Below are 22,978 nucleotides of genomic sequence, written 5' to 3' on the forward strand. Positions count from 1 at the left end.
ACAATCATAAATTTATAATAATATTTTCAGTCAGTAGTTTTTGTGAGTGCTTTATTAATAATAACACTACGACTGATGACCACTATTCATCTTATCTTTAGGAAAAAAACGATGCGCATTCAGCTACTAGACAATATCACCGGAAAATGGGCGCTACAATGGATTGTAACTTGGTTCATTTGCGGCGTGATTGCGTTATCCGTAGGCTTTTGGCTGACAACCGAACATACGACGCTCGATTGGTTCTATTTAGGCGTATCTTTCATTGGACTGGTATGTGTTGTCTCACTATCCTTTCGCAAAAACATCCTCGGCAACGGCTTTGGTATGGCAGCGACCGCCGGCGAAGTCGTCGTCCAAGCCACATCTGGCGCTGTTGGTCTGATGCTTGCGCCATTGTTCAATTTCTTTACCCACGTCTATGGCATCTTTTACTGGTCAAAGCATACCGATGCCGATGGTGATATGGTACCAAAATCTGCCAGCAAATGGATTTGGCTGCTGACCATTGGCTTTATTATCATCGGTTTAGCATTATTCCCAACAGTAAATGATTTATTGGCAAGCTATGGCTATGCGGTCGTTGAAGATGACAATAGTAAGTTCTTAGGCTTCATCTCTTTCTTTTGGATTAACGTTATTGCATTTGTACTTTCTATCACCGCTCAAGCAGCGATGATTCTGCGTTATTCCTTTAATTGGTGGTTATGGATTCTATCCAATTTCGTCTGGTTGACCGTAAACCTGATGTCGGGCAATTATATCTTTGCTATCCAGACGATGGTCTACCAAGTGAATTCGTTTGTCGGTCTTTATGAATGGTATCGCAATGAGCAAAATCCTGTAGAATTATCAAAGCACGCACGATAATGTAATGGTTATAACGATGCGTCTAAGAGAGACAAGATGAAAGGATTTGACTGGGCGGTCTCACAGATAAAATGGCGGATTGCTCAGATTAGTGCTACAACTGGTAGTTGTCAGTAGATTATTTTATTTATCTACTGCCAGTCATTCATTTACTAACAGGGAGGTTAGTATGTCTCGTACTCAGCAAAAGCGAATGTCCAAACGTACACTCGAGCAATGGCTCAGTGAGTATTCTGTCAGTCATCAAAATCTAGTTAACAAAAAAATTCATTGGTTATGTGTCCCGACTATTTTTGTCAGTCTGTTAGGTATGGGTATGTCACTGTCAGTCTGGTTTACTTTGGTACTTAGTGCTTTGGTATTGTTGTTTTACATGCGCTTATCGACGCCATTATTTTTGGCAATGGGAATGTTTATTCTCATTTGTCTTTCAGTGATGACGTTATTACCTTGGGGCTTTAAGATTTGGGCAGCTATCTTTGTTGTTGCTTGGATTGGACAGTTTATCGGTCATAAGATTGAAGGTAAAAAACCCTCTTTCTTTGAAGATTTACAGTTCCTACTCATTGGTCCAGCATGGGTTGCAAACAGCCTTATGGGTCGTAAAAAAGCCAGCGAATAATAGCTAAATCAGATAATAAGCTTATAAAAAAGCGGCACTTAATGTCTGATTAAGTGCCGCCCCTATAGTTAATTGTACTGCTGGTTTTTAGCGAAATAATGGCTTTTTTTAATAAGCGCTGTTTTTTCTATTTAATCCAAGGTCTGTACGCCGCCGCCATTCACAAATATGGTTTGACCACTGACCCAAGTCGATACTGGCGAAGCAAAATACAACATCGCACCGGCGATATCATCGGCTTCACCCAAGCGTTGAATTGGCGTATGAGCGAGCATTTTCTTTTCAATCTCTGGTGTTAGTACGGTTTGTAAGGCATCGGTACGCGTAGCCCCTGGACCCACCGCATTGACACGTACTTCAGGGCCAAAATCATGCGCCAAGTTTGCCACCATATGATTGACAGCGGCTTTTGATCCTGCATAGCCACTCATATTTGGGCTTTTATTGATACTCGACATCGAAGTGGTAAACACAATCGAGCCATAACCGGATTCTTTCATATGTGGCACGCACAATTGGCTCAAGCGCCAGCCACTAAAGACATTCAATTCAAAGTCACGGCGAATATCATCAACCGATATCTTGGCAGGGTTTTCTCGGCCACCACCACCGCCGCCAGCGTTATTAATCAATATATTAATACTGCCAAATTCAGCAATAGCCTTATCTACCATAGCGACTAAATCATCGTCTTTTAAAATATTACATTCGACTGCCAAACCCTTGACGCCATACTCTTCTATATCTTTGACCGCAGCCTTGGCATCTGCTAGTTTTAAATCAGCGATAACAATGTTTGCTCCAGCTTGTGCTAGACGTAGTGCCGTCGCTTTACCGATACCATTTGCACCGCCAGTGACAATCGCTGTTTTGCTAGACAGATCAAACAACTCATTAAATGCTTTATGCTGAAATGTTTGCATATTTAATCCTTATAATACTTATTGGTTTATTATATATATATTCATATTTATACACCCAATAAGTATGCCTGCTTAAAATTAAATCAATGTGTCAAATCATCCGCATTTTGTAACGATAATATTCACTTTATTAAATTTTATCCATAAAAAAAGCCTCACTTCTTATAGAAAGAAGTGAGGCTTTAGTGCTTTTGCAAGCCATATTTGGAGCGGGAAAAGAGATTCGAACTCTCGACCCCAACCTTGGCAAGGTTATGCTCTACCACTGAGCTATTCCCGCTTAAATCGCTTCGTAATGTTTTAACTACTACGTCTCGATAGGCTGGCTATTTTAGCAAATATTCTGTGCATGTCAATAGCTTTTTTCGGTTTTCTTATTACTACGACTGTATTATAGCTACTATTAAGATAGTAATCACTGTAGATAATTGATTTTATGGTCTATTTTTTTAACTTGGAAATACAATTATTTTTATAAATAATTCTCTTGTTGCCACTATTGTTAATCTCAACCTATCGCACTACTCATTGAACATACTTATTGGCGTCTTATAGATTTCTCTTACTTACAATCCTACCTTGTATTGTTACTTTTACTCTATTGGTTTTAGATGGTTAACATTATTATACTTATGCTTAATGACAGTTCAGGTAAAATTTCACTGTTTTAGTAGATTGGTAGACGATAGTAGAATATGAATAATAAACTATCCTTTCATCTACTCATCTACGCTATTAATATTGATTTTGTTTAACTTTATTTTTTCCATTTACAGCGAGGACGTTTATTATGAAAAAATTGCTTACCACGACCGTTATGGCTGCTTCATTGTCGGTACTGACTCTAACAGGTTGTACTAGCACGACCAGTACGGGTGCCGTTGGCGTTGATCGTCAACAGCTGTTATTGGTTTCAAGCGAGCAAGTATTGCAACTCTCCGCTCAGAGTTATAATAAAACGATACAAGAAGCGCGAGCGAAACGTTTGCTAGATACCAACACAGCTCAGCTGAATCGCTTAAAAAAGATCTCTAATCGTTTGGTCGGTCAAGTTGGCGTCTATCGCCCTGATGCGGCAAAATGGCCATGGGAAGTACATACGATTAAATCTAACGAATTAAATGCGTTTGTTCTGCCAGGCGGTAAAATCATGTTTTACTCAGGCATTATCGATCGTCTCAATTTAAGTGATGATGAAATCGCTGCCATTATGGGTCATGAGATGTCTCATGCCCTACGTGAACATTCACGTGAACGCCTCTCACGTCAATACGCGACTCAAACCGGCATCGGTGTCGCAGCCAGTATTTTCGGTCTATCGCAAGGTCAGGCTGAGCTTGCAAACGTCGCTGGCGACTTAGGTCTGAGCCGTCCACATAGTCGTACACAAGAAGCTGAAGCTGATCAAATTGGTCTTGAGCTAATGGCACGTGCGGGATACAATCCACAAGCTGCTGTTACCTTGTGGCAAAAAATGCAGCGCGCCAGCCAAGGTGAGCCACCACAGTTTTTAAGCACTCACCCAACCAGCGGTAACCGTATTGCACAAATACAATCTTTGCTGCCAAAAGTGATGCCGTTATACCAAAAAGCACGTCGTTAATGGCTTATTTTTAGACATTAGATGTTGAGTTTTCAGACGTTATGTTCAATTAAGTATAGATAAAATCAATATTGACAAAGTTAGTATTGATAAAGAATAAAAGCAGAGCGCAAACTCTATATTGCGTTCTGCTTTTTTATGCTTGAGGCTAAGGAATTACTGCCAACTTAATACAACGCGGCGTCGATATCAGCGTCTGCTATAATGGGTACAATCTGTCATCTAAAAATGGCTAAGCGCAATAATATAAAAGCACAAAGCTCTTAAGACACAAAACCATAAAGGATTGCTATGATTACTACCACACCTACGGCCGACGCCCTCCGTAATCAGCTACAAAATTTACAACCGCAGCATCTTGAATTGGTTAATGAATCAATGAATCATGCAGGCTATTTTGACGGTAAAGAAAGTCACTTTAAACTTATCATTGTGAGTGAGACCTTTGAAGGCAAACGCTTGGTTGCGCGTCATCAGCTCGTGTATGATCGGGCGAATTCGTTGTTGACTTCACAAGGTGGTCAAATACATGCGTTGGCAATCCATGCTTATACGCCGGCAGAGTGGCAGGGTCAAAACCCTGACAGCCCGTTATGTGCTGGGCAAAACAAAGGCTAAACAGCTATGGTTTAAACTGACTTTTTTCATCCAATAATAATGAGCCACTATAAATAAGCTAGCAAAATGCAACTTTAAGGGAAATCCTATTCAATGAAACATCTACATATGCTCACGGCAGTACTGTTGATTGCGCTATTTTTATATCAGAGCTATCTGGCATTAAGCTCAAACAAGCAAGCGCCACTGATGGTTAAAATATCTTCGCATATCATCTACGCCGTCATCATTCTTTCAGGAGCTGGGATGCTGGTGCAGTTGATAAGTGCCAATGCTCCCGTACAGTGGGTATTTGCAAAAGTGATCTTACTTGTAGCTGCTATCAGTGCCAGTATTAAAGCATTTAATAATAATGCAACACCTAGCCAAAGAAAAACCGGTATTCTTATTGCTGGTGCGGCATATGTGGGCATAGTGATACTGGCCTTTAGTAAACCGGGCAACTTATTTTAATAATAAGTTTAAGATGAGATAAGCATAAATAGATATGTTGATAAAGTTGTTAAATATTTAATAATCGCTATATCTTTCAATATCTTAATCACGTTATTTTTGCTATCTTAAGTAAATGCAAATACCACAACTTAGCCTAATGGAGCCATTATGAAAACTCTTACTACAGCAACCCTACTGGCAGCCGCTGGCGTTTTTGGTCTCTCAGGCTGTGCCTCGACGGGCAATATTACCCCGCAATACGTACCGCCAAGCACGTATCAAAGTTATGATTGCCAAGCACTTAATCAAGAGTACATCCGTGTCAATAATTATGTGAACGCTGCACGTAACGAGCAATCAAGCTTATCCGCATCAGGTGTCGGCGTTGGCGTTTCCGCAGGCCGTTGGGGCATCTCACCTAATATCAGCTTTGGCGTCGGTCAAAGCAACAATACTAAAGCTCGCGATGCTAAGTTATCGCGCCTATACGGCGAACGTGATGCGATTATTCAATCAGCGCGTATTCAGCGCTGTAGCTTTGCCAATGGTATTAAGATCTATGGTGAGTAAGCCGATATTAAAACTGGCTTACCCCTTAAGATTTTAGCTTAAAAAAAAGCCAATACGCGATAAACGTATTGGCTTTTTTATGACTTACTCTAAGTAAATTGAGTTTTCTTAAAAGAAACTTTTATCAACCAAAACTACTTCAAGCTTCGCACCCATTGTACGATTTGATCACTAGGTAACGCACCTGATTGCCGTGCGACTTCCTTACCGTTTCTAAAGGCTACCATCGTTGGCAAGCTGCGAATATTATAAGGTGCCGCCGCTTGCTCATATTTGTCGGTTTGTACTTTAGCAAATACGACTTGCGACAGTTGACTGGCAGCTGTCTTGAACTCTGGCGCCATCATAAGACAAGGCTGACACCAACTTGCCCAAAAGTCTACAATGGTCAATACGTCATTTTTTTGAATAACTTTATTAACCGTTTGCGCGTTCAGTTCATGCGGAGTTCCAGTCAATAAAGGCTTACTGCACTTACCACAATTGGGCGCAGCACTAAGCCGTGCAGCGGGTACACGATTGGTTGCTTGGCAATGTGGGCAGACGACATGACACGCTTGTTGGTCTTCACTCATATTGTGACTCCTATGCTGCTCGTATATTTTATGAAAAAAACCAACAGCACTTTGCCCTATTGGCTTTTTTATTACTTTAACATTAAAACGCTTGAAGTTTATAGAGGTTAAAGCTTACAAGTATTAGTACCAAGCATTTTATATAGCGGACAAAAACGGAACAAACCGGTTAGCAGCAGTACTAAACCGACGACACCCCACCAGCTTTGATAATAAACACCCACTGCAATAATAATGATACCGGCAATAACACGCAGCATTCTCTCAGTACTACCAATATTAATATTCATGATTGATTCCTTAATAGAGAAAACAACAATAATATTGATCAATAAACCATCAATAAGCCAATCATGTTTCATAAAAAACTGGCATTATAGTGGATGGTATTCGTGCAAAACTTTCAATTTAATATTGGCATTTATTTAATCAGTAAATATTATCCTAATACGTTGATAGGTACTTTTAGATAACGCGTACCATTGTCCTCAGGTTTCGGGAAGTGACCTGCATCAATATTGACTTGTACTGCTGGAATAATAAGCCGTGGCATCTCAAGGTTGGCATCACGGCGCTCACGCATCTCTACAAACTCTGCTTCATTAATGCCATCTTTCACATGGATATTGCCTAATTTTTGCGCGGCAACCGTAGTGGTTGGACAATGCTTACGCCCCTTACTTGGATAATCATGGCACAGATACATGACCGTATCCTCAGGTAGTGCCAGCAGCTTTTTAATCGACTGATACAGGTTTTTGGCATCGCCACCTGGGAAATCACAGCGAGCCGTACCCACATCTGGGGCAAACAAGGTATCACCGACAAACACCACTGTTTTTTCATCGTCAGTGGCAATATACGCCATATCAGCACGCGTATGACCGGGAACATACATCGCAGTAATAGTGATACCACCAAGCGCTAAGGTTTCGCCGTCATCTGTCAAAATATCAAATTGACTGGCATCGGTACGAAAGCTGCTATCAAAGTTAAAAATTTGCTTAAATATTTTTTGCACTTCAGTAATATGTTGACCGATCACCAATTGTCCACCGAGCGCCTCTTTTACGTGTATAGCACCTGATATATGGTCGGCATGGGCATGGGTTTCTATAATATAAACCAGCTCCCAACCATGATCATTGACAAACGCGATGACTTCGTCGACGCTAGTAGTGGCAGTACGCCCTGACTTGGCATCGAAATCCAGTACTGGATCGATAATGGCACATACTTGCTGCTGAACGTCTGCGAGCACGTGAGTATAAGTTTCTGTGTCGCTATGTAAGAAAGAATGAACTTGCATGGCTACCTCTTTACTTTTATATGAATGTTTTAATTTTCGCTGAATTCTTACGTATAATAGATAGGTATTTGTAGTATATGAATAGACGTATTTGCTACTTATTAAGACCAATATAGCAACTATCAAACAATTTAACAATTTATATAATGTAAATAACGATAACTTACTATCACTTGCGCTATCATTGATAATTAACTGTCTATAACCAGATCTTATCTATAAACTCTGCACTTTCTATTTATATTTTATATAAGGAGCTCGCTCTGACTACTTCTACTTTAGCATCGAGCACAGCTGCTACCAACACTAGCGACAATATGTCCCCCAGCGTAGTAGGCTTTGCCCCCAATGACCTTGCTAAACAAATGCAACAAGCCTCACTGCAAGCCAGCCAACTATTAAAGTCTTTATCGCACCCTGATCGCTTATTACTTTTATGCCAGCTGACTCAAGGGGAATACTGTGTTAGTGAGCTTGAGCACTTGGTCGGTGTTGGTCAGCCAAGCTTATCGCAGCAGCTGGGTATCCTACGTAAGGATGAGCTGGTCTCGACACGTCGCGACGGCAAGCAAATCTATTATAGGATCGCCAGTGATGATGCTTTAGCCGTCTTACAACTGCTGTACCAGCGCTTCTGTAATCAGACCGACGCATAACTTGTTAGCTTAATGGTTGCTGTTAATTAACTTTCTTTATTGTGATGATGTATTGTTATGCCTTCTATCGCCGCTCGTCTGATTCCTGCTTGGTTGCGCCACTACCGGATGTCGGCTCTACCGGCTGACATCATCGCAGGACTGGTGGTGGGCGTGCTTGTTATTCCGCAAAGCCTAGGCTACGCAGTATTAGCAGGGCTGCCACCGGTTTATGGCTTATATGCGGCGATTGTCCCAGTCGCCGTTTATGCGTGGCTAGGCTCTAGTAATGTACAAGCAGTTGGACCAGCCGCCGTTACTGCTATCATGACCGCCAGTGCTTTACATCCTTACGCCGATAAAGGCGCTGAGCAGTATGTACTGATGGCAGGTCTTTTGGCGTTGATGTTGGGCGCTATTTTGTGGCTTGCAGGACAGCTCAAATTGGGCTGGATTATGCAGTTCATCAGCCGTGGCGTTTCAGCGGGGTTTATTAGTGGCGCAGCAGTACTCATTTTTATTAGTCAGCTTAAGTATTTGACTGGTATACCTATCGCTGGAAATGGCTTGATAGGTTATTTATCTAGCATGCAGATGTATGCCAGTCAGTTGCATCCATTGACGTTAGTCATCGGGGTGATTGCCTTCACGCTTATGGTTATGAACCGCTACGGTAGCAAGTGGGTATGGAAATCTTGGTTATCCTCCTTTTATGCTAAATGGGCAGAGCGCCTATTTCCGCTTATTCTGCTCGGCATTGCTATTGTCCTTAGTATGGGCTTGCATTGGACCACCAATGGCGTGGCGACCATCGGTAGTATTCCGCAAGGACTACCAAATTTTACCCTTCCTTATGTGCCGGACTTCCCTGAAGTCCTCAACTTGTTGCCTACAGCAGGGCTGATGGCGCTAATTGCTTTTGTATCAAGTAGCTCAGTCGCCAGCACTTATGCGCGTCTGCGCGGCGAGACCTTCGATGCCAACCGTGAACTGACCGGACTAGGGCTTGCTAACATTGCTGGCGGCTTCTTTCAAAGCTTTCCCATCGCTGGTGGCTTTTCGCGTACCGCTATCAATGTCGATTCAGGGGCAAAAACGCCACTGGCGAGTTTAGTAACCGTGCTGGTAATGATTGCCGCTTTGATAGCATTTGGCAATTTACTTGCCCCACTACCCTATGCTATTTTGGGTGCGACCATCATGGCTGCTATCATCGGTCTTATTGATATAGCAACCTTAAAGTCTGCATGGCAGCGTGACCGTTTAGATGCCGCCAGCTTTATGGCAGCATTTGCGGGTGTGTTGATATTTGGCCTAAATACAGGACTAATTATTGGTTTAATGGTGTCCTTTGCCAGTCTGATTTGGCAATCGAGTAAACCGCACGTTGCTGTCGTTGGTCAGTTAGCAGGCACCGGACATTTTCGTAATATCAATCGTCATGATGTGGTGACTTTTCATAACTTATTGATGCTACGTATTGATGAGAGCTTGTTCTTTGGTAATAGTGAATCCGTCCACCGTAATGTGATACTGACCACACGGCAATATCCAGAAGCTCATGAGATTATTCTTATCATGTCAGCGGTCAATCACATAGACTTGACCGCACAAGAGATGCTAATCAGCCTAAATCAAGAGCTTTTAAACCAAAATAAGCATTTAAGCTTTAGCTTTATCAAAGGGCCGGTGATGGATATCATTGAGAATACCCCAGTCATTACCAAGCTATCAGGGCAGGTTTACCTAAGTACCATGGATGCGGTGAATGCATTAAAAGACGTTTAACAACGCCGCGACCTCTATATTGTTAAGTTAATAATAATTATTGTCTGTGACAACCTATAGATGTGATAAAAGCTGTGTTATGCTAAATTATTATAGTGTTTAAAAACTACAGCCTTTAGGTATTATAGCCTTTAGAAAATACACTTATCTATAACGCTCTATTTCCTAGCGCCTTTTCATATATGTGACCGAAGCTACTTATGACCGATGACTTAACCATTTATAAGCAAATTTATCCAAGCCAATGTATCAAGATTGCAGAGCTTGGCTACTGTTCTGTGCTCAATATTCGCCCTGATGCTGAAACAGAAACGCAGCCAAATAGCTGTGACTTAGCGCGTGCTACCGCAAAAGCCAACTTGACCTATCATCATCTGCCCTTTGACGATGAACGCCTGAGTATGGCAACTGTCGAGCAGTTTGCCGCCTTTTACCGTTCAATGCCTAAACCCATCCTTATGTTTTGTGGGACGGGTGCGCGTGCCAAGCTGCTTTATCAAAGTGCATTGATGCAAGGGCTGCTATAAAGATTACTGTAAAGAATGGCTATACAAATAGCTGTAACCTTTACACACTTCATCTTTAGAAAGCTATCTATTCAGATTAGGCTCTGTAGTTGCATACCAAATAACTCATTTTTAATATAAAAAATAAAAGGAGCTCCTATGAGCCATCAAGTTAGTATTACCGGACAAATCACCCCTGACCAAGTACCAATGATCGCCGAAAATGGTTTTAAAACCATCATTAACAACCGTCCAGATGGTGAAGAGCCAAATCAGCCGACCAGTGCTGATATTGCTGCTGCTGCTGAAAAGGCAGGTCTTGCCTATAAAGAAGTGTCATTTGCTGGCAGTGATCTCAATCAAAATCATGTCGAAGAGTTCGCTGATTTTTTTAATCAAGCTGAGCAGCCAATGCTAATATTTTGCCGCACCGGTAATCGCTCAACAGGTATTTATGAAGCAGCAAAGCGCATGGATTTATTAGACGACTGAGATGTCAAATAAAGACTTCAAATAAAGACGTCAAATAATCGCCTCATTAAATTACTAATGATTTAAGCTATTAAACTGATGAGCCCATATCGATATATGGGCTTTTATAGTTTTTGCGGCTATAGTGTTTGAAGCTTTAGTATTTGAAACTACAGTAGTTTCAAATGCTGCTAAAAATGTTACCACCACAAGGAATGTGGGTTATTAAAAAAGTCATTCAAATATGACCTTTAATTTTACAAGGAATGTTTCATGAGTAATAACGTATTGGCTCTATTGCCTTTAGCACTTGCCTACATTATGTTTACCTTAGGTACAGGACTCAAGCCCAGTGACTTTAAGGTTATCGCTAAACACCCCAAAGCGTTTATCGTCGGCTTGGTTAACCAAGTTATTTTTGTACCTTTGGTTGCTTTAGCGGTGGTATTGCTAATGTCGCCACCACCCACTATCGCCTTTGGTATCATGCTAATCAGTTTTTGCCCTGGTGGAGTCACCAGCAATATGCTCACCTACTATGCCAAAGGCAATGTGGCGCTGTCCGTCGCGCTTACTGGTGTGGTGAGTCTGTTATCAGTCGTGACTTTACCCATATTGATTACGTTGGCTTTTAATCACTTTATGAAAGATCAAGCAGGCTCTATTAGCGCGGTAAAAATAGGCGTGGTGATGTTTTTATTGACCACCTTACCTGTGACGATAGGCATGCTCGCCCGCTATAAATTCACTGACTTTATGGTGCGTAGAAGCGGTATTCTTAATGGTTTAGCCAGTATCTTTTTTGTCTTAATTGTTTTTGCTGCGATTGCCTCTAATTGGCAATTACTACAAGAGCAATTGGCGTCTATTGGGTTAGAGCTTGTGCTGATTATTGTCACCTTATTTGCGTTAAGTATTTTGACTTCTAAAGCAATGCAGCTAAGCTGGTTCGATACCAAAACGATCTCCATAGAAACCAGTATTCAAAACAGTACGACCGCGATTACCTTGGCACCTATCATTATGGGCGTCAGTACTCTGCCAGTCATCGCCCTACCCGCTGCTGTATATGGCGTACTAATGTATGTGGTTGCGCTACCGGTTATTTTTCTTATTAGAAATAAGAGTTAATAATAGCTATTATTAGTTCAATTTAAAGACCATGCAATGCTAGTGATATGAATTTTTCGCAGCCTCTGTCAGGCCTGTGAACAACAAGCTAGAAAAGTTTATAGCAGTAGCACCTTGTGATGAATATATCTTTTAATAAAAAGACACTTACGCTAAAAAATGCTCGTTCAGAAGTCGTATTGGTATTTTTTGAATATTACTAAACTATAGACTGGTTAATTGCTAATATTGAGGACATAATAAAATTTTACTTATACAGCTTAATAGGATTTTTTTATGCAAAAACCGCTACTCATCATCGGCAATAAAAACTATTCGTCTTGGTCATTGCGAGCTTGGCTATTACTCAAAGCTTTCAATATTGACTTCAATGAGCAACTGATTGAGCTGTTTCATCCCTCAGCGACACAAACACTTGATGAGTATGCACCAACAGCCAAAGTACCCGTTTTGGTCTACGGTGAAAATGATGATAAGGTCACAGTCTGGGATACCTTAGCGATTGCCATTCACGCCAATGATTACCTGACAGAATTAGATATTTGGACAGGACTGAGTAAGTCTGATATTGCTACTAGCAACAGAAAAAATAGCGCCTATTGTCAAAGCATCGTTGCTGAGATGCACTCAGGGCTAACGGGTATTCGTAATGATATGCCGATGAATATTAGAGCTACCGCAAAGATACAACCAAGTGCTGCATGTTTAAACGATATCACTCGCATTGAGCATATTTTTGCAGAGTGCTTAAAAAATCGCTCAAAAGACAGCTACCTGTTTGGCCCATTCACTGCTGCCGATGCTTTTTTCGCACCAGTTATTCTACGCTTGCAAACGTATGCTGATGCCTCTGACATAGTATTAAAGTCAACGACCAAACAGTATTGTGAAACGATGCTGAAAAATCCCCATGTCCAAGCTTGGCGAGAAGCGGCACTCAAAGAAACTCGTGTTATTAAAAAAGATGAAGCAGGTGAAATACTATCTGTAGAAGGAATATTGGCTGATTAAAATTGAATCATTGATAACGAGCCTAGTAATTATCTTTTAATGGATAATCATTAGGTTCTATATAGCCCTTGTCTTTTTTATATTTAATATAATAATTAACATTATTATAGACCGTACCGTTTACTACCCCATTGACTGTGAGTTTCAATGGATAAAACCCATTGATTCTTTTACTCATATCAATACTAAAAGTAGTTTTGACATTATCACACTCTGATATATCGTCTTCACATTTTCCAGCATCCTCGTTGTTATAATTAACGCCTATCCAACTCTCTGTAATGTCCGCTCCATTGGCTATTAAAATGACAAGCTGATCGCTGTGATAACCTTGGAGTGCATTGTTGTGCACATTCAAAGAGCCCCGAATGTTAGGAGAGAAACTCTGTAATTGCCAGTTAGAAAGCTCTCGACCAAAACTTCCAACATTCATGTAAGGATTGGCCGATTCAACTTGCCAACCCTTATCATTATCATTAGGCTTTAGGACAAACATACCGACTAAGCCACTATGTGCATGACCGCGTAAAACTTCTTCACCATTCTCATCGAAGCTCTCATCACCTGTAATCAATATATATAAGCGCTTCCCCTTATTCGTCTCTATGACTTTCTGCCTATCAATATCGATACAATAGCCCGTCATATATGGCTCATTGTTTAAACCATTGACTGAACCAGAAGGGGCAATCGCACCATGACACTGTAATGCTTCATTATAAAGCGGATAATACGGCTTAAGGATATCCATCACGCTATTAGCAGCAGAGGTATTTGTGACAAAACCTAATAATCCAAAACTAAGAAACGACCTTAAACTGAGTATTGATCCATATAATTTGGCGTGCATCATACCTACCTCAATTGACTCATTAAATGACTCTGACGATATCACTATAGTGGATAATCTTTGGGCTTTTGGTACCCCTTTTTTGGCTCGTATTTTATTTTATAGACCTGACTGTTATAGGTATTCTTTTTTGAGGCATCATAGTTATATTCATGACCATTGACCGTAATCTCTAGCGGGTAATAGCCTTCTATCACCTTTGATTTATCAATATTGAGTTTGGCTTTCAATAAAGTGCAATATTCTACCTTTCTATCTTTACTACAGCCCGATGGTGCAGTTGGTGTGTTAGAAAATGTAGACTCTCCCCCTATATGGCTTTTTATTATCTTACCTGATTTATGGTCTGGCGCTAGTAACAAGTATTCAGAAAAAGATTGATTGTAGTGCGAGTCACTATGAATATTAATAAATCCCCACTTATCAGGGGCAACTTGTATCAGCTTCCAGTCTTTTAGTCCTCCACCAGAAGCACCTGCATTCATCACTGGATTAGCGTATTCCACCTTCCAGCCTGAACCTTGTGGCTTTAGAACAAACATACCGACCAGTCCAGTATCGGCATGAGATCCAGAATCGTTTCCGCCTTCTTTATTAAATGATACATCTCCAATGACTACCACATATAAACGTTTGCCTTGCTTGGTTTTTACCTCTAGTTGTCTATCAATCTTAATGCAGTAGCCACTTTTTAGGTAAACGTCTTCATCAACTCTAGAACCGTTATTAGCCATAATACCTCGGCACTGCTTTGTCTCATTATAGATAGGATAGTATTTATTTAAAATCTCATCGACAGTTTGTCCTGCATAAACATTAGTTACACTGAATATTAAAGATATAAAAACTAAGCATTTAACCCAAGTGTTATTTTTAATAGCTATATATTTATTTTTCACTCTTAAGTTTCTCATAAAAATATTAACAAACATAAGTTAATCTATAAAAATTTACAAGTAGTAAATCATCAGCCATAAAAAAAGCCACCTCAAAAGAGGTGGCTTCTTAAACTGAATTTCGAACTGTATAATTTACTGCATGACCAAGTATTCAAACGCTGATAATGCCGCTTTTGAACCTTCACCCATCGCAATGTTAATCTGCTTAAACGGGACAGTCGTGACGTCACCACAAGCAAAAATACCTTTGCGATCCGTACGGCAGCGCTCATCAATCTCAATTTCACCAAAGCGGTTTAAATCGACAAAGCCTTTGACAAATTCAGTATTTGGCACCAAGCCAATTTGGACAAAGACAGCCGAAATATCAAGCTCTTTATTCTCACTGCTATTGCGATCTTGATAAACGATAGAAGTTACTTTACCATCAGTCGCTTTAATCTCTTGAGTGGCTGCACTAGTGATGATATCAATATTTGCCTTTTCTTTAGCTTTATTAATCAATACTTGATCCGCTTTTAGCTCATCAGCAAACTCGAATACTGTCACATGCTTCACGATACCGGCTAAGTCAATTGCGGCCTCTATACCTGAGTTACCGCCACCGATCACCGAGATGTCTTTGCCTTTAAAGAACGGACCGTCACAGTGAGCACAGAACGCCACGCCTTTACCAATGTTTTCTTCTTCACCAGGGACGCCAAGCTTACGCCACTGAGCACCAGTCGCTAAGATAATGCTGCGCGTCTCAAATGTCTCACCAGTATTTAGATGAATGCTGTAATTTTCATCAGCAGTCTCACCAATCTCTTTGACACTGACGTGCTCTTTAAGCGTGATATTATATTCACGCAAATGCTTTTCAAAGTTTGCAGATAGCTCGCCACCTGTCGTTAAAGGCACAGAAATTAAGTTTTCGATATCTTGGGTATCTTTTACCTGACCACCAATACGGTCAGCAACCATGGTCACTTTTAAACCTTTACGCGCAGTATAAATAGCAGCCGCAATACCTGCAGGACCAGCGCCAATAATCGTCACATCTTGCTGCTCTAACTGCTCAGCGTCATCGTCAGCTTCTGCTAATAAATCAGGGAACTGCTCTTGCAACTTCTCAATCAATTTAGCCGTGTCAATCAGACCATTAGCAAACGGCTTACCGTTTAAAAATACTGCTGGTACGCCTTGGATGTTATTGGCTTCTACTTGCTCTTGGAACAATGCGCCATCGATCATCTCATTGCTGATGTCATCGTTTAGTAGCGCGAATTGGTTCAGCGCTTGTACGACTTCTGGGCAGCTGTGGCAAGACAACGATACGTAAGTTTGGAACTGTAGCGGTTTATTAAAACGCTTGATGAGCTTTTGAATACCGTCATCTAGTTTCAGCGTGTGACCGCCCGCTTGCAAGATTGCCAATATGAGCGATGTAAATTCATGACCGCCTGGGATACCACTAAAGACGATACCAGTGTCAGTCAATCCGCCATCAATATGACTACGAACCGCAAAACTAATCGGACTTGGTAAGCTGTCATCGGTCGCTGCACTATCAAAATTTATTTTATCTGTAGTACCTGCAATTTTAGTCAAAAAATCAATCAACTCAGCACGCTTGCTATGTTCGCCACTACCCAATACAAAGGTAATTGGGCGAGTCATATTTTCACTATAACTTTTGACTGCGTCTAATAAGCTTTTATCTATCATGTTTGTTCCCCATTATTATTGAATATGTAACGTCAGCAACTGTGCTGCATGTTTAAATTTGAGAGAGTCACGTGCCAATAATATTATTAATCGTGCGGCTTATGCCCTTTGATACGTCTATTATCAAAGGTTTGGCCGTTCTGGGCAAGCTGAAAAACTCAAACCTTATGTTTTATAAAACAAATCGTAAGTAGTTATTTATATTTAATTTTAAAACTATTGGTAAGTAATAATCAATGATAGTCATAGTATCTAGGAATTTTTTTAGCTACAATCGAGTGACGCCAATAGGAAAAAATCCTATTAGTCTTATAGCAGATTCGCTTTTAAGCGTGTTCATTAAAAGTCATATCTGCTTGTGTTAAGTTTTATCATTATTGAGTCAAATAGCGATAAAACTTAATAAAATCTAGGTCTCAAAATCATAGAAATTCATCACAGTAATCTTAACTAAAATGCGCGAATACTCATTGCAAGCTTGCGCTTCATAACAAGGATGACAACATGAGAAAGACTGATACATGGCAAGATAACAAAGAAATTATTGCTGAGCTTAAGCAGAAAGACAGCCACTTTGCGACTATTTTTGATGAACATACTCAGCTGGATCAACAAATCAATCAGCTTGAGAAAGATGTCATTACGCACGCCAGTCGCGACGAAGAAATCGAGCAAATGAAGCGGCGAAAACTGCATTTAAAAGATGAGATTTATAAAATAATTGATAAAAACAAATTACAATCTCATGCCTAAATATTTAATGTTATAAATGTATACGTATGATAAAAACTCATACATAAAAAAAGACCCCATTAGCATAAGTTAATGGGGTCTTTTGTTGAAGCTTGATTTAGTACCACTAATCAGCAACTACTGCTTTTAATAATACTAAAATCTTAATCTAATCAATAATTGCTTAGATCTTACCTACTAGATCAAGACTTGGTTTTAGCGTTTCTTGACCAGCTTCCCAAGCTGCTGGGCAAACTTCGCCGTCGTTTTCACGAACATACTGCGCTGCTTTCACTTTACGTAGCATGTCTTTTGCGCTACGGCCGATACCGCCAGCATGAATCTCAGCAACTTGAATTAAGCCGTCTGGATCTACTAAGAATGTACCGCGCTCAGCAAGACCAGCTTCTTCAATCATGACGTTAAAGCCACGAGTGATGCGACCAGTAGGATCGCCAATCATTGGGTAAGTAACTTTACCGATTGCTTCTGAAGAATCATGCCATGCTTTATGGGTGAAATGGGTGTCAGTTGATACTGAGTACACTTCTACGCCTAAGCCTTTTAGCTCTTCATAATGAGCTGCCATGTCTTCAAGTTCAGTTGGGCAAACAAAGGTAAAATCAGCTGGGTAAAATAAGAAAATCGCCCAGTTGCCTTTTACGTCTTCTGAAGTGATGGTTTTGAACTCACCATTTACATATGCATCAGCTGAAAATTCTGGGATTTCTTGATTGATAATAGACGCCATGAGTGGCTCCTTTTTTGATTGATTGATGTTAAGTTAATTGAAATTTATTTATATGATTGTTCAGTTAAGCCTTTAATTCTCTGGGCTACCTGACAAACTATACGCGAATTCTATGGTTAATCCAGTTAAAAGTTTTTAATGTGATGTTTTGTTTTATTAAACTTGTTAAACTATTCTCTCTGCTTTTTATCATCAGTGCACTATGCGTAAGTAACTACATCTCATTGGATAAATGCACAAAATAAATAAGCACAACCAATTGCCTTAAACAGCTATTAATAGAGAGGTTTTATGATTACCTTACGTCAACTTGAGTTTGCCTTAGCCGTCGCCAAACACCGTCATTTTAAACGCGCAGCGGAAGACTGTAATATCTCACAATCAGCACTAAGTCTTGGTATCGCAGAGTTAGAAAAGCAACTGGATACCCAGATTTTTGAGCGTAACAACAAGCAAGTACTGATTACGCCTATCGGTGAAGATATTTTAATTCGGGCGCAGCGCGTGTTTTCGGAAGTCAATGATTTGACCACGCGCGCGCACAGCCATCAGTCGCCACTGGCTTATCCTATGACCGTTGGTATTATTCCAACGATTGCCCCTTATTTACTACCAAAAGTATTGCCTGCACTACGAGCGCACTATCCAGAATTCCGTATGACCATCGTCGAGCAACAAACCGAGCGCTTGCTTGAACAAGTGCGTTATGGTCATATTGATACGGCCATTATTGCGCTACCTTATGCGGTAGATGGCTTGCATAGCTTTGAGTTTTGGGCAGAAGATTTCTTTGCCGTATTCCCTAAAGACGATGTCCATGCCAAACTTAAAACCATCAATGCCGATGAGCTAGCCACTGCCAATCTCATGTTACTTGGCGAAGGACACTGTCTGACTGATCAGACGCTATCCGTCTGTCACTTTGACCGTGCACAGATGAAATCCAGCTTTTCTGATGCCAGCTTAAATACCTTAATCCAAATGGCACTTGCCAACATGGGTACGACCTTGGTGCCGGAAATGGCGCTCGATCAATTGCATCTACAAAACCAAAACGCGGTCGCAGTACCACTGGCGGAGAAAGGTCCGCATCGTCATATTGCCTTTGTCACTCGTCTGAATTATGCCCGCGTTGATGATGTCAATTTGCTTGGTAAGCTGTTTAAGCAAGCGTTTGAAGATGCTGCTGATAAAAACTGATGTGGTATTGATTAACGTGGCATTGAGTGGTATTGAGTACTATCGAAAGACATCATAAATGACAGTTATTAATAAAAATACAGGTTAAATATGGACGAGCTTTCGCAAATAAATGCTGAGCTAGGCAATCGTTTTACGACGCATTTATCTGCTCTTACTCTTAATAGTAATATTACGCCAGCAGAAGTAAAAGTGCTCTGGCAGGATATTGCGATTCATTATAACGAGTCGCAGCGTGCTTACCATACTCTAAAGCATATCCAGCAATTATTTGGACAGTTCGAGCAGATCAAAAACGCTCTTCACGAGCCACATATTATCGCCTTGGCACTCTATTATCATGACGTAATATATGAGCCAATGCGCTCAGATAACGAATTAAAAAGTGCAGAATATGCGCTAGCAGCGTTAAGTTACTATCTGAGTGATGAGCAATGCCAACATATCTACGCGCTTATTATGATGACTGCCACTCATCAACTTAATGAGTTAGCAGGTGAGGATAAAATCAGTGATGCGGCTTATTTATTAGATATGGACTTAAGTATCTTAGGTGCGCCTTGGTCTGAATATCAAGAGTACGCGCAAGCCGTCCGTCAAGAATATGCGCATGTAGCAAAAGCAGATTACCTCGTTGGGCGCATTGCGGTACTGGAGAAACTATTAACGCTTCCAACACTTTATCTGACAGAGTATTATCACGCGCGGTTAGAACAGCAAGCTCGAGACAATATTAAGCATGAAATCATTCTTTTACACGCATCTTAATAAATAACTCGCTCCCCTTCCGTGCTGGGTGTGAGTTATAGCTTGGCTCCATGATTTCAATGTCAAAATGAGTCGCAAAACGCTGCTGATATTCCTCTCTTGTACCGCCAAATGGTGGTTCCTGTCGCCCAAAATCCTTATCAAATAGCAAACCAACCAGCTTACCTTTAGGTTTAAGCAACGTTGCCATGTACTGGATGTATTCATCTCGGCGCGCAGGATTTATCGCACAAAAAAACGTCTGTTCAAGTACCCAATCAAATTGATATTGCTCAGGCGATAAATTAAAAAAATCCGAGCAGATTAATTGTTCAGCTGGAAAATCAGGATAACGCTCAGCAAAAGCTTGAATCGGCGCAGGCGCAAAATCAACCAAGGTAACATTGGTAAATCCTTGCTCATGCAAGTATCCAACTTCATAAGCATTACCTGCACCCGGCACTAAAATGGCCTGATTTTTAGCCGATTCAGGTAGCTGGTCGATATAAGCCTTTAGCGGTGGTGATACCTGACCCATATCCCAGCCAATACTGTCTTGCTCATAACGCTGCTGCCAAAATTCTGCTTGATTAACGTTTTCCATATGACATCCCTGTATATATGATAGATAATACGTTTATTTAAACGACATGATTTGTATCGTTATTAATCATCATAGCAGTCTTAATGCGATTATGGATATTATTTAGCTGAAGCCTTTAATCTAATTGCCCTGTTTTACCGGCCAGCATATTATGCCAATGCTGATAATCGGGCATCGCTGTTGCAACTGTTTGCCAGAACGCAGCGCTATGATTGGCATGATGTAAATGGCACAGCTCATGCACAATGACATATTCGGTACATTCAATAGGATAAGCAGGCAGATAAACAGATAACCAAATACGGCGCGCACGGGTATTACAACTGCCCCAACGCGTATGCATTTTTTTTAGGCGTATCTCATTCGCTGTCGCACCGACAATTGGTTGCCATTTATCAAATAATGAAGGCATTACTTCGGAGAGCTGTTGCCGATAATAAGTAATTTTTTCATCGTGGTTCAAAGTGAACGGCTGCGCTATACCCCACAATAAAAGCGAGCTATCAGCAATTGAAGATTCGGACGAGGTGCTTTGTTTACGCTTGTACTGTTCTAAAACTTGCGCATGGTTTTCTATTGCCCATGGCACCCGCTTAGCAATAGACTGTGCCATTTGCATCGGGCTGATAAACTTGGGGACAGACACCAGCAATATGTGTGGCTTTAAGCGAAAATTGATATTTTTGACCCGCTTTTTGGTCACCTGTAACTCAATACCCGATTCTAACAAACGTTGAATAGCACTCTCTAATAAAGACATACTATATACAGGATGTTCAGGTGGTAAGCTCATGCTCAAAGCGCTTGTAAATGGTTATCAAAGGACATCATATGGCGTTTGCTGTCTTTACTGATACTTTCAACTTTATTTATAACAGCCGATGCTACTGTTGCCAAATTGTCGACGTGCAATTTGGTTAGTTGACCTTGCCCATCGCTAACGATAAAACCTGATTCCTTACACTTATCCTTATCCTTGCCCTTAACCTCATTGTTAATATCGCTGCCTACATTATTAGGTAGCACTGAATTAGCTAGCACTGATGCGCCTGCACAATCTGGCAGACTGACATCATTAATCAGCGTACGGCTATTTAGGTCAAATATTGCCGCACAACCGCCAATCGGTGTGGTTACACATAATAGGTTGCGTTCACTATCAACCGCGACGCTAGCGATATATTGGTGAAAGCGTTGCCACTGATGATTAGGCATTATCAAAGGAGTAAAATCAATATCGCCACGTTTATGGGTAAGTACCAATGGCACATTGATATGTTTCTCACCTTGAAACTGAATGCCAATCATCACTGTGCCATCATTATGCATGGCTAAATGGCGCACGCTCATCTGATTATGCTCTGGAGTAATTTGTTCTAGTAGCCTACCATCATGACGGTTTAGGTAAACCAATGATGGAAGCATAATGTCAAGATTAAGCTCTTCACGTGAGGCTTGCTCGGTTTTGATACCACCGTTAGCAATAACTAAGGTCTCATCATCCGGATGCATTATCAGCTCATGCGGACCGATGCCGTGCGAGTCAAATTCTGCTACTTTTTGATAATCTCCATGAGCATTATAAACACCGATCTTACCATCTAAACTTTGCGTATCATTCTCGGTCACATATAACGTTGAGCCATCCAAGCTATAGCAAGCATGACCATAAAAATGGCGCTGGTCTGATGCTTTGATAGCGAACTTTACTTGTCCTGTCGCGGTGTCGAGCACCCAGAATTTCTCACTTGGACGACGACCCATCACTACAACGTCACGATTTTGACAGCTTTGACGACTATTAAGACTATTATCTTGATCGTTCAAAATGGGCTGAACGACAATATCATGGACACGTTCAGGCATGGTGGTCTGCCAAACGATTTCCCTATCCGCATCGATACCAACTACCCCAAAGTCGTTTTCATCATTACTGTCGTCATTTATCAATGAGATATTTTTTGGCATAGCAGCGACGCCACTGACCCAATAAACTGATCGCGCCAGCATGGTCGTGGTATGCATTGCGCTAAAATCAGTTGTACCAAGACTATTATTACTATGATGCACCTCATTAATGGGTAGAGCATAAGCCTGTTGCCACGCACAAGCCGCTTGCTGACAGGCGGAGCTAAAACGCATTAGCGGCGGCTTCGATATTGACGGCAATAAGTGCAACTGCGAACGAACACCAGTCAGATAATCTTGCCAGCTCGAATCAGGCTGACGCTGCTTGCGATAGCGATGATGAATGCTAAGCAGCGCTGCTGTACCCACTACCGTACCAAGTACTGTCAGTGCTGACGTTATCAGTAACTCATGGTTTGATAACTTGTCTGCTTGCTGCGCTTTTAGTTCATTCGATTGACAAGTATCTTCAGTAATGGACATTGCTGTCTTAGTTTCGATAGTAGGCAT

At 41.0% G+C, this 22,978-nt stretch carries 26 protein-coding genes and 1 tRNA gene; 15 read left to right on the forward strand and 12 right to left on the reverse strand.

The features are described from left to right. Positions 1-111 precede the first annotated feature (111 nt). Complete coding sequence (gene pnuC / locus EPB74_RS09335; RefSeq protein WP_274903941.1) at positions 112-870, forward strand: nicotinamide riboside transporter PnuC; 759 nt, start codon at positions 112-114, stop codon at positions 868-870. A 169-nt stretch (positions 871-1,039) separates the two neighbouring features. Next, positions 1,040-1,492: an Mpo1 family 2-hydroxy fatty acid dioxygenase gene (locus tag EPB74_RS09340; RefSeq protein WP_079692557.1), complete on the forward strand. Its 453-nt coding sequence runs from the start codon at positions 1,040-1,042 to the stop codon at positions 1,490-1,492. A 131-nt stretch (positions 1,493-1,623) separates the two neighbouring features. Here EPB74_RS09340 and EPB74_RS09345 read toward each other — a convergent pair whose 3' ends face one another. Next, positions 1,624-2,415 carry a glucose 1-dehydrogenase gene (locus tag EPB74_RS09345; RefSeq protein WP_274903942.1) on the reverse strand — a complete coding sequence of 264 codons (792 nt, stop codon included), beginning with the start codon at positions 2,413-2,415 and terminating at the stop codon, positions 1,624-1,626. Between the two features lie 205 nt (positions 2,416-2,620). Further along, positions 2,621-2,695 (reverse strand) — tRNA-Gly (locus tag EPB74_RS09350). Positions 2,696-3,205: 510 nt separating this feature from the next. On the opposite strand from EPB74_RS09350, the gene EPB74_RS09355 reads away from it, so the two are divergent. The 4 genes from EPB74_RS09355 to EPB74_RS09370 all read left to right on the forward strand — a co-directional run bounded on the left by EPB74_RS09355 (position 3,206) and on the right by EPB74_RS09370 (position 5,641). Continuing rightward, positions 3,206-4,018 carry a M48 family metallopeptidase gene (locus EPB74_RS09355; protein ID WP_274903943.1) on the forward strand — a complete coding sequence of 271 codons (813 nt, stop codon included), beginning with the start codon at positions 3,206-3,208 and terminating at the stop codon, positions 4,016-4,018. 291 nt (positions 4,019-4,309) lie between these two features. After that, complete coding sequence (locus tag EPB74_RS09360; protein WP_274903944.1) at positions 4,310-4,636, forward strand: BolA family protein; 327 nt, start codon at positions 4,310-4,312, stop codon at positions 4,634-4,636. Positions 4,637-4,729: 93 nt separating this feature from the next. After that, complete coding sequence (locus EPB74_RS09365) at positions 4,730-5,089, forward strand: SirB2 family protein (protein WP_274903945.1); 360 nt, start codon at positions 4,730-4,732, stop codon at positions 5,087-5,089. A 150-nt stretch (positions 5,090-5,239) separates the two neighbouring features. Then, a complete protein-coding gene (locus EPB74_RS09370) occupies positions 5,240-5,641 on the forward strand; it encodes a hypothetical protein (RefSeq protein ID WP_089554603.1) in 402 nt (133 codons plus the stop codon). 134 nt (positions 5,642-5,775) lie between these two features. Here EPB74_RS09370 and trxC read toward each other — a convergent pair whose 3' ends face one another. From trxC to EPB74_RS09385, 3 genes are all read right to left on the reverse strand, one after another. Next, the gene (gene trxC, locus EPB74_RS09375; protein ID WP_274903946.1) at positions 5,776-6,216 is read right to left on the reverse strand and encodes a thioredoxin TrxC; all 441 of its coding nucleotides are present in this window, start codon (positions 6,214-6,216) and stop codon (positions 5,776-5,778) included. Positions 6,217-6,323: 107 nt separating this feature from the next. Further along, positions 6,324-6,506, reverse strand: coding sequence for a YgaP family membrane protein (locus tag EPB74_RS09380; RefSeq protein WP_274903947.1), 183 nt, complete (start codon positions 6,504-6,506; stop codon positions 6,324-6,326). Positions 6,507-6,655: 149 nt separating this feature from the next. After that, complete coding sequence (locus EPB74_RS09385) at positions 6,656-7,525, reverse strand: MBL fold metallo-hydrolase (RefSeq protein ID WP_079692565.1); 870 nt, start codon at positions 7,523-7,525, stop codon at positions 6,656-6,658. A 365-nt stretch (positions 7,526-7,890) separates the two neighbouring features. Here EPB74_RS09385 and EPB74_RS09390 point away from each other — a divergent pair, with 365 nt between their 5' ends. From EPB74_RS09390 to EPB74_RS09415, 6 genes are all read left to right on the forward strand, one after another. Then, positions 7,891-8,181 (forward strand): ArsR/SmtB family transcription factor, encoded by a 291-nt coding sequence (locus EPB74_RS09390; RefSeq protein WP_446740038.1) that lies wholly within the window; start codon positions 7,891-7,893, stop codon positions 8,179-8,181. Between the two features lie 57 nt (positions 8,182-8,238). Then, positions 8,239-9,948, forward strand: a complete 1,710-nt coding sequence (locus EPB74_RS09395; protein ID WP_274903949.1) for a SulP family inorganic anion transporter — start codon at positions 8,239-8,241, stop codon at positions 9,946-9,948. Between the two features lie 200 nt (positions 9,949-10,148). Then, positions 10,149-10,475, forward strand: a complete 327-nt coding sequence (locus EPB74_RS09400) for a beta-lactamase hydrolase domain-containing protein (protein WP_079692567.1) — start codon at positions 10,149-10,151, stop codon at positions 10,473-10,475. 138 nt (positions 10,476-10,613) lie between these two features. After that, complete coding sequence (locus EPB74_RS09405; protein ID WP_079692568.1) at positions 10,614-10,946, forward strand: TIGR01244 family sulfur transferase; 333 nt, start codon at positions 10,614-10,616, stop codon at positions 10,944-10,946. Between the two features lie 252 nt (positions 10,947-11,198). Next, a complete protein-coding gene (locus tag EPB74_RS09410) occupies positions 11,199-12,056 on the forward strand; it encodes a bile acid:sodium symporter family protein (RefSeq protein WP_274903950.1) in 858 nt (285 codons plus the stop codon). 276 nt (positions 12,057-12,332) lie between these two features. Beyond that, positions 12,333-13,067: a glutathione S-transferase family protein gene (locus EPB74_RS09415; protein ID WP_274903951.1), complete on the forward strand. Its 735-nt coding sequence runs from the start codon at positions 12,333-12,335 to the stop codon at positions 13,065-13,067. A gap of 22 nt (positions 13,068-13,089) precedes the next feature. On the opposite strand, the gene EPB74_RS09420 is transcribed toward EPB74_RS09415, so the two are convergent. The 3 genes from EPB74_RS09420 to ahpF all read right to left on the reverse strand — a co-directional run bounded on the left by EPB74_RS09420 (position 13,090) and on the right by ahpF (position 16,526). Next, positions 13,090-13,920, reverse strand: coding sequence for a hypothetical protein (locus EPB74_RS09420; RefSeq protein ID WP_274903952.1), 831 nt, complete (start codon positions 13,918-13,920; stop codon positions 13,090-13,092). A 41-nt stretch (positions 13,921-13,961) separates the two neighbouring features. Continuing rightward, the gene (locus EPB74_RS09425) at positions 13,962-14,849 is read right to left on the reverse strand and encodes a hypothetical protein (protein WP_274903953.1); all 888 of its coding nucleotides are present in this window, start codon (positions 14,847-14,849) and stop codon (positions 13,962-13,964) included. Between the two features lie 99 nt (positions 14,850-14,948). Further along, entirely contained in the window at positions 14,949-16,526 is a 1,578-nt protein-coding gene (gene ahpF / locus EPB74_RS09430; RefSeq protein WP_274903954.1) for an alkyl hydroperoxide reductase subunit F, read from the reverse strand. 504 nt (positions 16,527-17,030) lie between these two features. Between ahpF and EPB74_RS09435 the strand changes: the two genes are divergently transcribed. After that, complete coding sequence (locus EPB74_RS09435; RefSeq protein ID WP_274903955.1) at positions 17,031-17,279, forward strand: YdcH family protein; 249 nt, start codon at positions 17,031-17,033, stop codon at positions 17,277-17,279. Between the two features lie 163 nt (positions 17,280-17,442). Here EPB74_RS09435 and ahpC read toward each other — a convergent pair whose 3' ends face one another. Beyond that, entirely contained in the window at positions 17,443-18,009 is a 567-nt protein-coding gene (gene ahpC, locus EPB74_RS09440) for an alkyl hydroperoxide reductase subunit C (protein WP_274903956.1), read from the reverse strand. A 291-nt stretch (positions 18,010-18,300) separates the two neighbouring features. Between ahpC and EPB74_RS09445 the strand changes: the two genes are divergently transcribed. Beyond that, on the forward strand, positions 18,301-19,209 hold the full coding sequence (locus tag EPB74_RS09445) for a hydrogen peroxide-inducible genes activator (protein WP_079692576.1): 909 nt from the start codon (positions 18,301-18,303) through the stop codon (positions 19,207-19,209). A 90-nt stretch (positions 19,210-19,299) separates the two neighbouring features. Then, complete coding sequence (locus tag EPB74_RS09450; protein ID WP_274903957.1) at positions 19,300-19,977, forward strand: HD domain-containing protein; 678 nt, start codon at positions 19,300-19,302, stop codon at positions 19,975-19,977. Here the strand turns inward: EPB74_RS09450 and EPB74_RS09455 are convergent. From EPB74_RS09455 to EPB74_RS09465, 3 genes are all read right to left on the reverse strand, one after another. Beyond that, positions 19,955-20,560 (reverse strand): methyltransferase domain-containing protein, encoded by a 606-nt coding sequence (locus tag EPB74_RS09455; RefSeq protein ID WP_274903958.1) that lies wholly within the window; start codon positions 20,558-20,560, stop codon positions 19,955-19,957. The two genes, EPB74_RS09450 and EPB74_RS09455, sit on opposite strands and share 23 nt — an antisense overlap. Positions 20,561-20,675: 115 nt before the next feature. Next, complete coding sequence (locus EPB74_RS09460) at positions 20,676-21,353, reverse strand: M48 family metallopeptidase (RefSeq protein WP_274903959.1); 678 nt, start codon at positions 21,351-21,353, stop codon at positions 20,676-20,678. Between the two features lie 2 nt (positions 21,354-21,355). Then, positions 21,356-22,978 carry a DUF1513 domain-containing protein gene (locus tag EPB74_RS09465; RefSeq protein ID WP_274903960.1) on the reverse strand — a complete coding sequence of 541 codons (1,623 nt, stop codon included), beginning with the start codon at positions 22,976-22,978 and terminating at the stop codon, positions 21,356-21,358.

The organism is Psychrobacter sp. DAB_AL62B (assembly GCF_028895345.1).
In the GTDB taxonomy this organism is placed as follows: Bacteria; Pseudomonadota; Gammaproteobacteria; order Pseudomonadales; family Moraxellaceae; genus Psychrobacter.

Excerpts from the sequence above, each read along its gene's own strand:
- EPB74_RS09410 (WP_274903950.1), top strand. The coding sequence starts at position 11,199 with ATGAGTAATAACGTATTGGCTCTATTGCCTTTAGCACTTGCCTACATT.
- EPB74_RS09395 (WP_274903949.1), top strand. The coding sequence starts at position 8,239 with ATGCCTTCTATCGCCGCTCGTCTGATTCCTGCTTGGTTGCGCCACTAC.
- EPB74_RS09390 (WP_446740038.1), top strand. The coding sequence starts at position 7,891 with ATGCAACAAGCCTCACTGCAAGCCAGCCAACTATTAAAGTCTTTATCG.
- ahpC (WP_274903956.1), bottom strand. The coding sequence starts at position 18,009 with ATGGCGTCTATTATCAATCAAGAAATCCCAGAATTTTCAGCTGATGCA.
- EPB74_RS09435 (WP_274903955.1), top strand. The coding sequence starts at position 17,031 with ATGAGAAAGACTGATACATGGCAAGATAACAAAGAAATTATTGCTGAG.
- EPB74_RS09365 (WP_274903945.1), top strand. The coding sequence starts at position 4,730 with ATGAAACATCTACATATGCTCACGGCAGTACTGTTGATTGCGCTATTT.
- ahpF (WP_274903954.1), bottom strand. The coding sequence starts at position 16,526 with ATGATAGATAAAAGCTTATTAGACGCAGTCAAAAGTTATAGTGAAAAT.
- EPB74_RS09450 (WP_274903957.1), top strand. The coding sequence starts at position 19,300 with ATGGACGAGCTTTCGCAAATAAATGCTGAGCTAGGCAATCGTTTTACG.
- trxC (WP_274903946.1), bottom strand. The coding sequence starts at position 6,216 with ATGAGTGAAGACCAACAAGCGTGTCATGTCGTCTGCCCACATTGCCAA.
- EPB74_RS09340 (WP_079692557.1), top strand. The coding sequence starts at position 1,040 with ATGTCTCGTACTCAGCAAAAGCGAATGTCCAAACGTACACTCGAGCAA.
- EPB74_RS09415 (WP_274903951.1), top strand. The coding sequence starts at position 12,333 with ATGCAAAAACCGCTACTCATCATCGGCAATAAAAACTATTCGTCTTGG.
- EPB74_RS09425 (WP_274903953.1), bottom strand. The coding sequence starts at position 14,849 with ATGTTTGTTAATATTTTTATGAGAAACTTAAGAGTGAAAAATAAATAT.
- EPB74_RS09460 (WP_274903959.1), bottom strand. The coding sequence starts at position 21,353 with ATGAGCTTACCACCTGAACATCCTGTATATAGTATGTCTTTATTAGAG.
- EPB74_RS09385 (WP_079692565.1), bottom strand. The coding sequence starts at position 7,525 with ATGCAAGTTCATTCTTTCTTACATAGCGACACAGAAACTTATACTCAC.
- EPB74_RS09370 (WP_089554603.1), top strand. The coding sequence starts at position 5,240 with ATGAAAACTCTTACTACAGCAACCCTACTGGCAGCCGCTGGCGTTTTT.
- EPB74_RS09445 (WP_079692576.1), top strand. The coding sequence starts at position 18,301 with ATGATTACCTTACGTCAACTTGAGTTTGCCTTAGCCGTCGCCAAACAC.
- pnuC (WP_274903941.1), top strand. The coding sequence starts at position 112 with ATGCGCATTCAGCTACTAGACAATATCACCGGAAAATGGGCGCTACAA.
- EPB74_RS09400 (WP_079692567.1), top strand. The coding sequence starts at position 10,149 with ATGACCGATGACTTAACCATTTATAAGCAAATTTATCCAAGCCAATGT.
- EPB74_RS09380 (WP_274903947.1), bottom strand. The coding sequence starts at position 6,506 with ATGAATATTAATATTGGTAGTACTGAGAGAATGCTGCGTGTTATTGCC.
- EPB74_RS09420 (WP_274903952.1), bottom strand. The coding sequence starts at position 13,920 with ATGATGCACGCCAAATTATATGGATCAATACTCAGTTTAAGGTCGTTT.
- EPB74_RS09405 (WP_079692568.1), top strand. The coding sequence starts at position 10,614 with ATGAGCCATCAAGTTAGTATTACCGGACAAATCACCCCTGACCAAGTA.
- EPB74_RS09455 (WP_274903958.1), bottom strand. The coding sequence starts at position 20,560 with ATGGAAAACGTTAATCAAGCAGAATTTTGGCAGCAGCGTTATGAGCAA.
- EPB74_RS09345 (WP_274903942.1), bottom strand. The coding sequence starts at position 2,415 with ATGCAAACATTTCAGCATAAAGCATTTAATGAGTTGTTTGATCTGTCT.
- EPB74_RS09465 (WP_274903960.1), bottom strand. The coding sequence starts at position 22,978 with ATGCCTACTATCGAAACTAAGACAGCAATGTCCATTACTGAAGATACT.
- EPB74_RS09360 (WP_274903944.1), top strand. The coding sequence starts at position 4,310 with ATGATTACTACCACACCTACGGCCGACGCCCTCCGTAATCAGCTACAA.
- EPB74_RS09355 (WP_274903943.1), top strand. The coding sequence starts at position 3,206 with ATGAAAAAATTGCTTACCACGACCGTTATGGCTGCTTCATTGTCGGTA.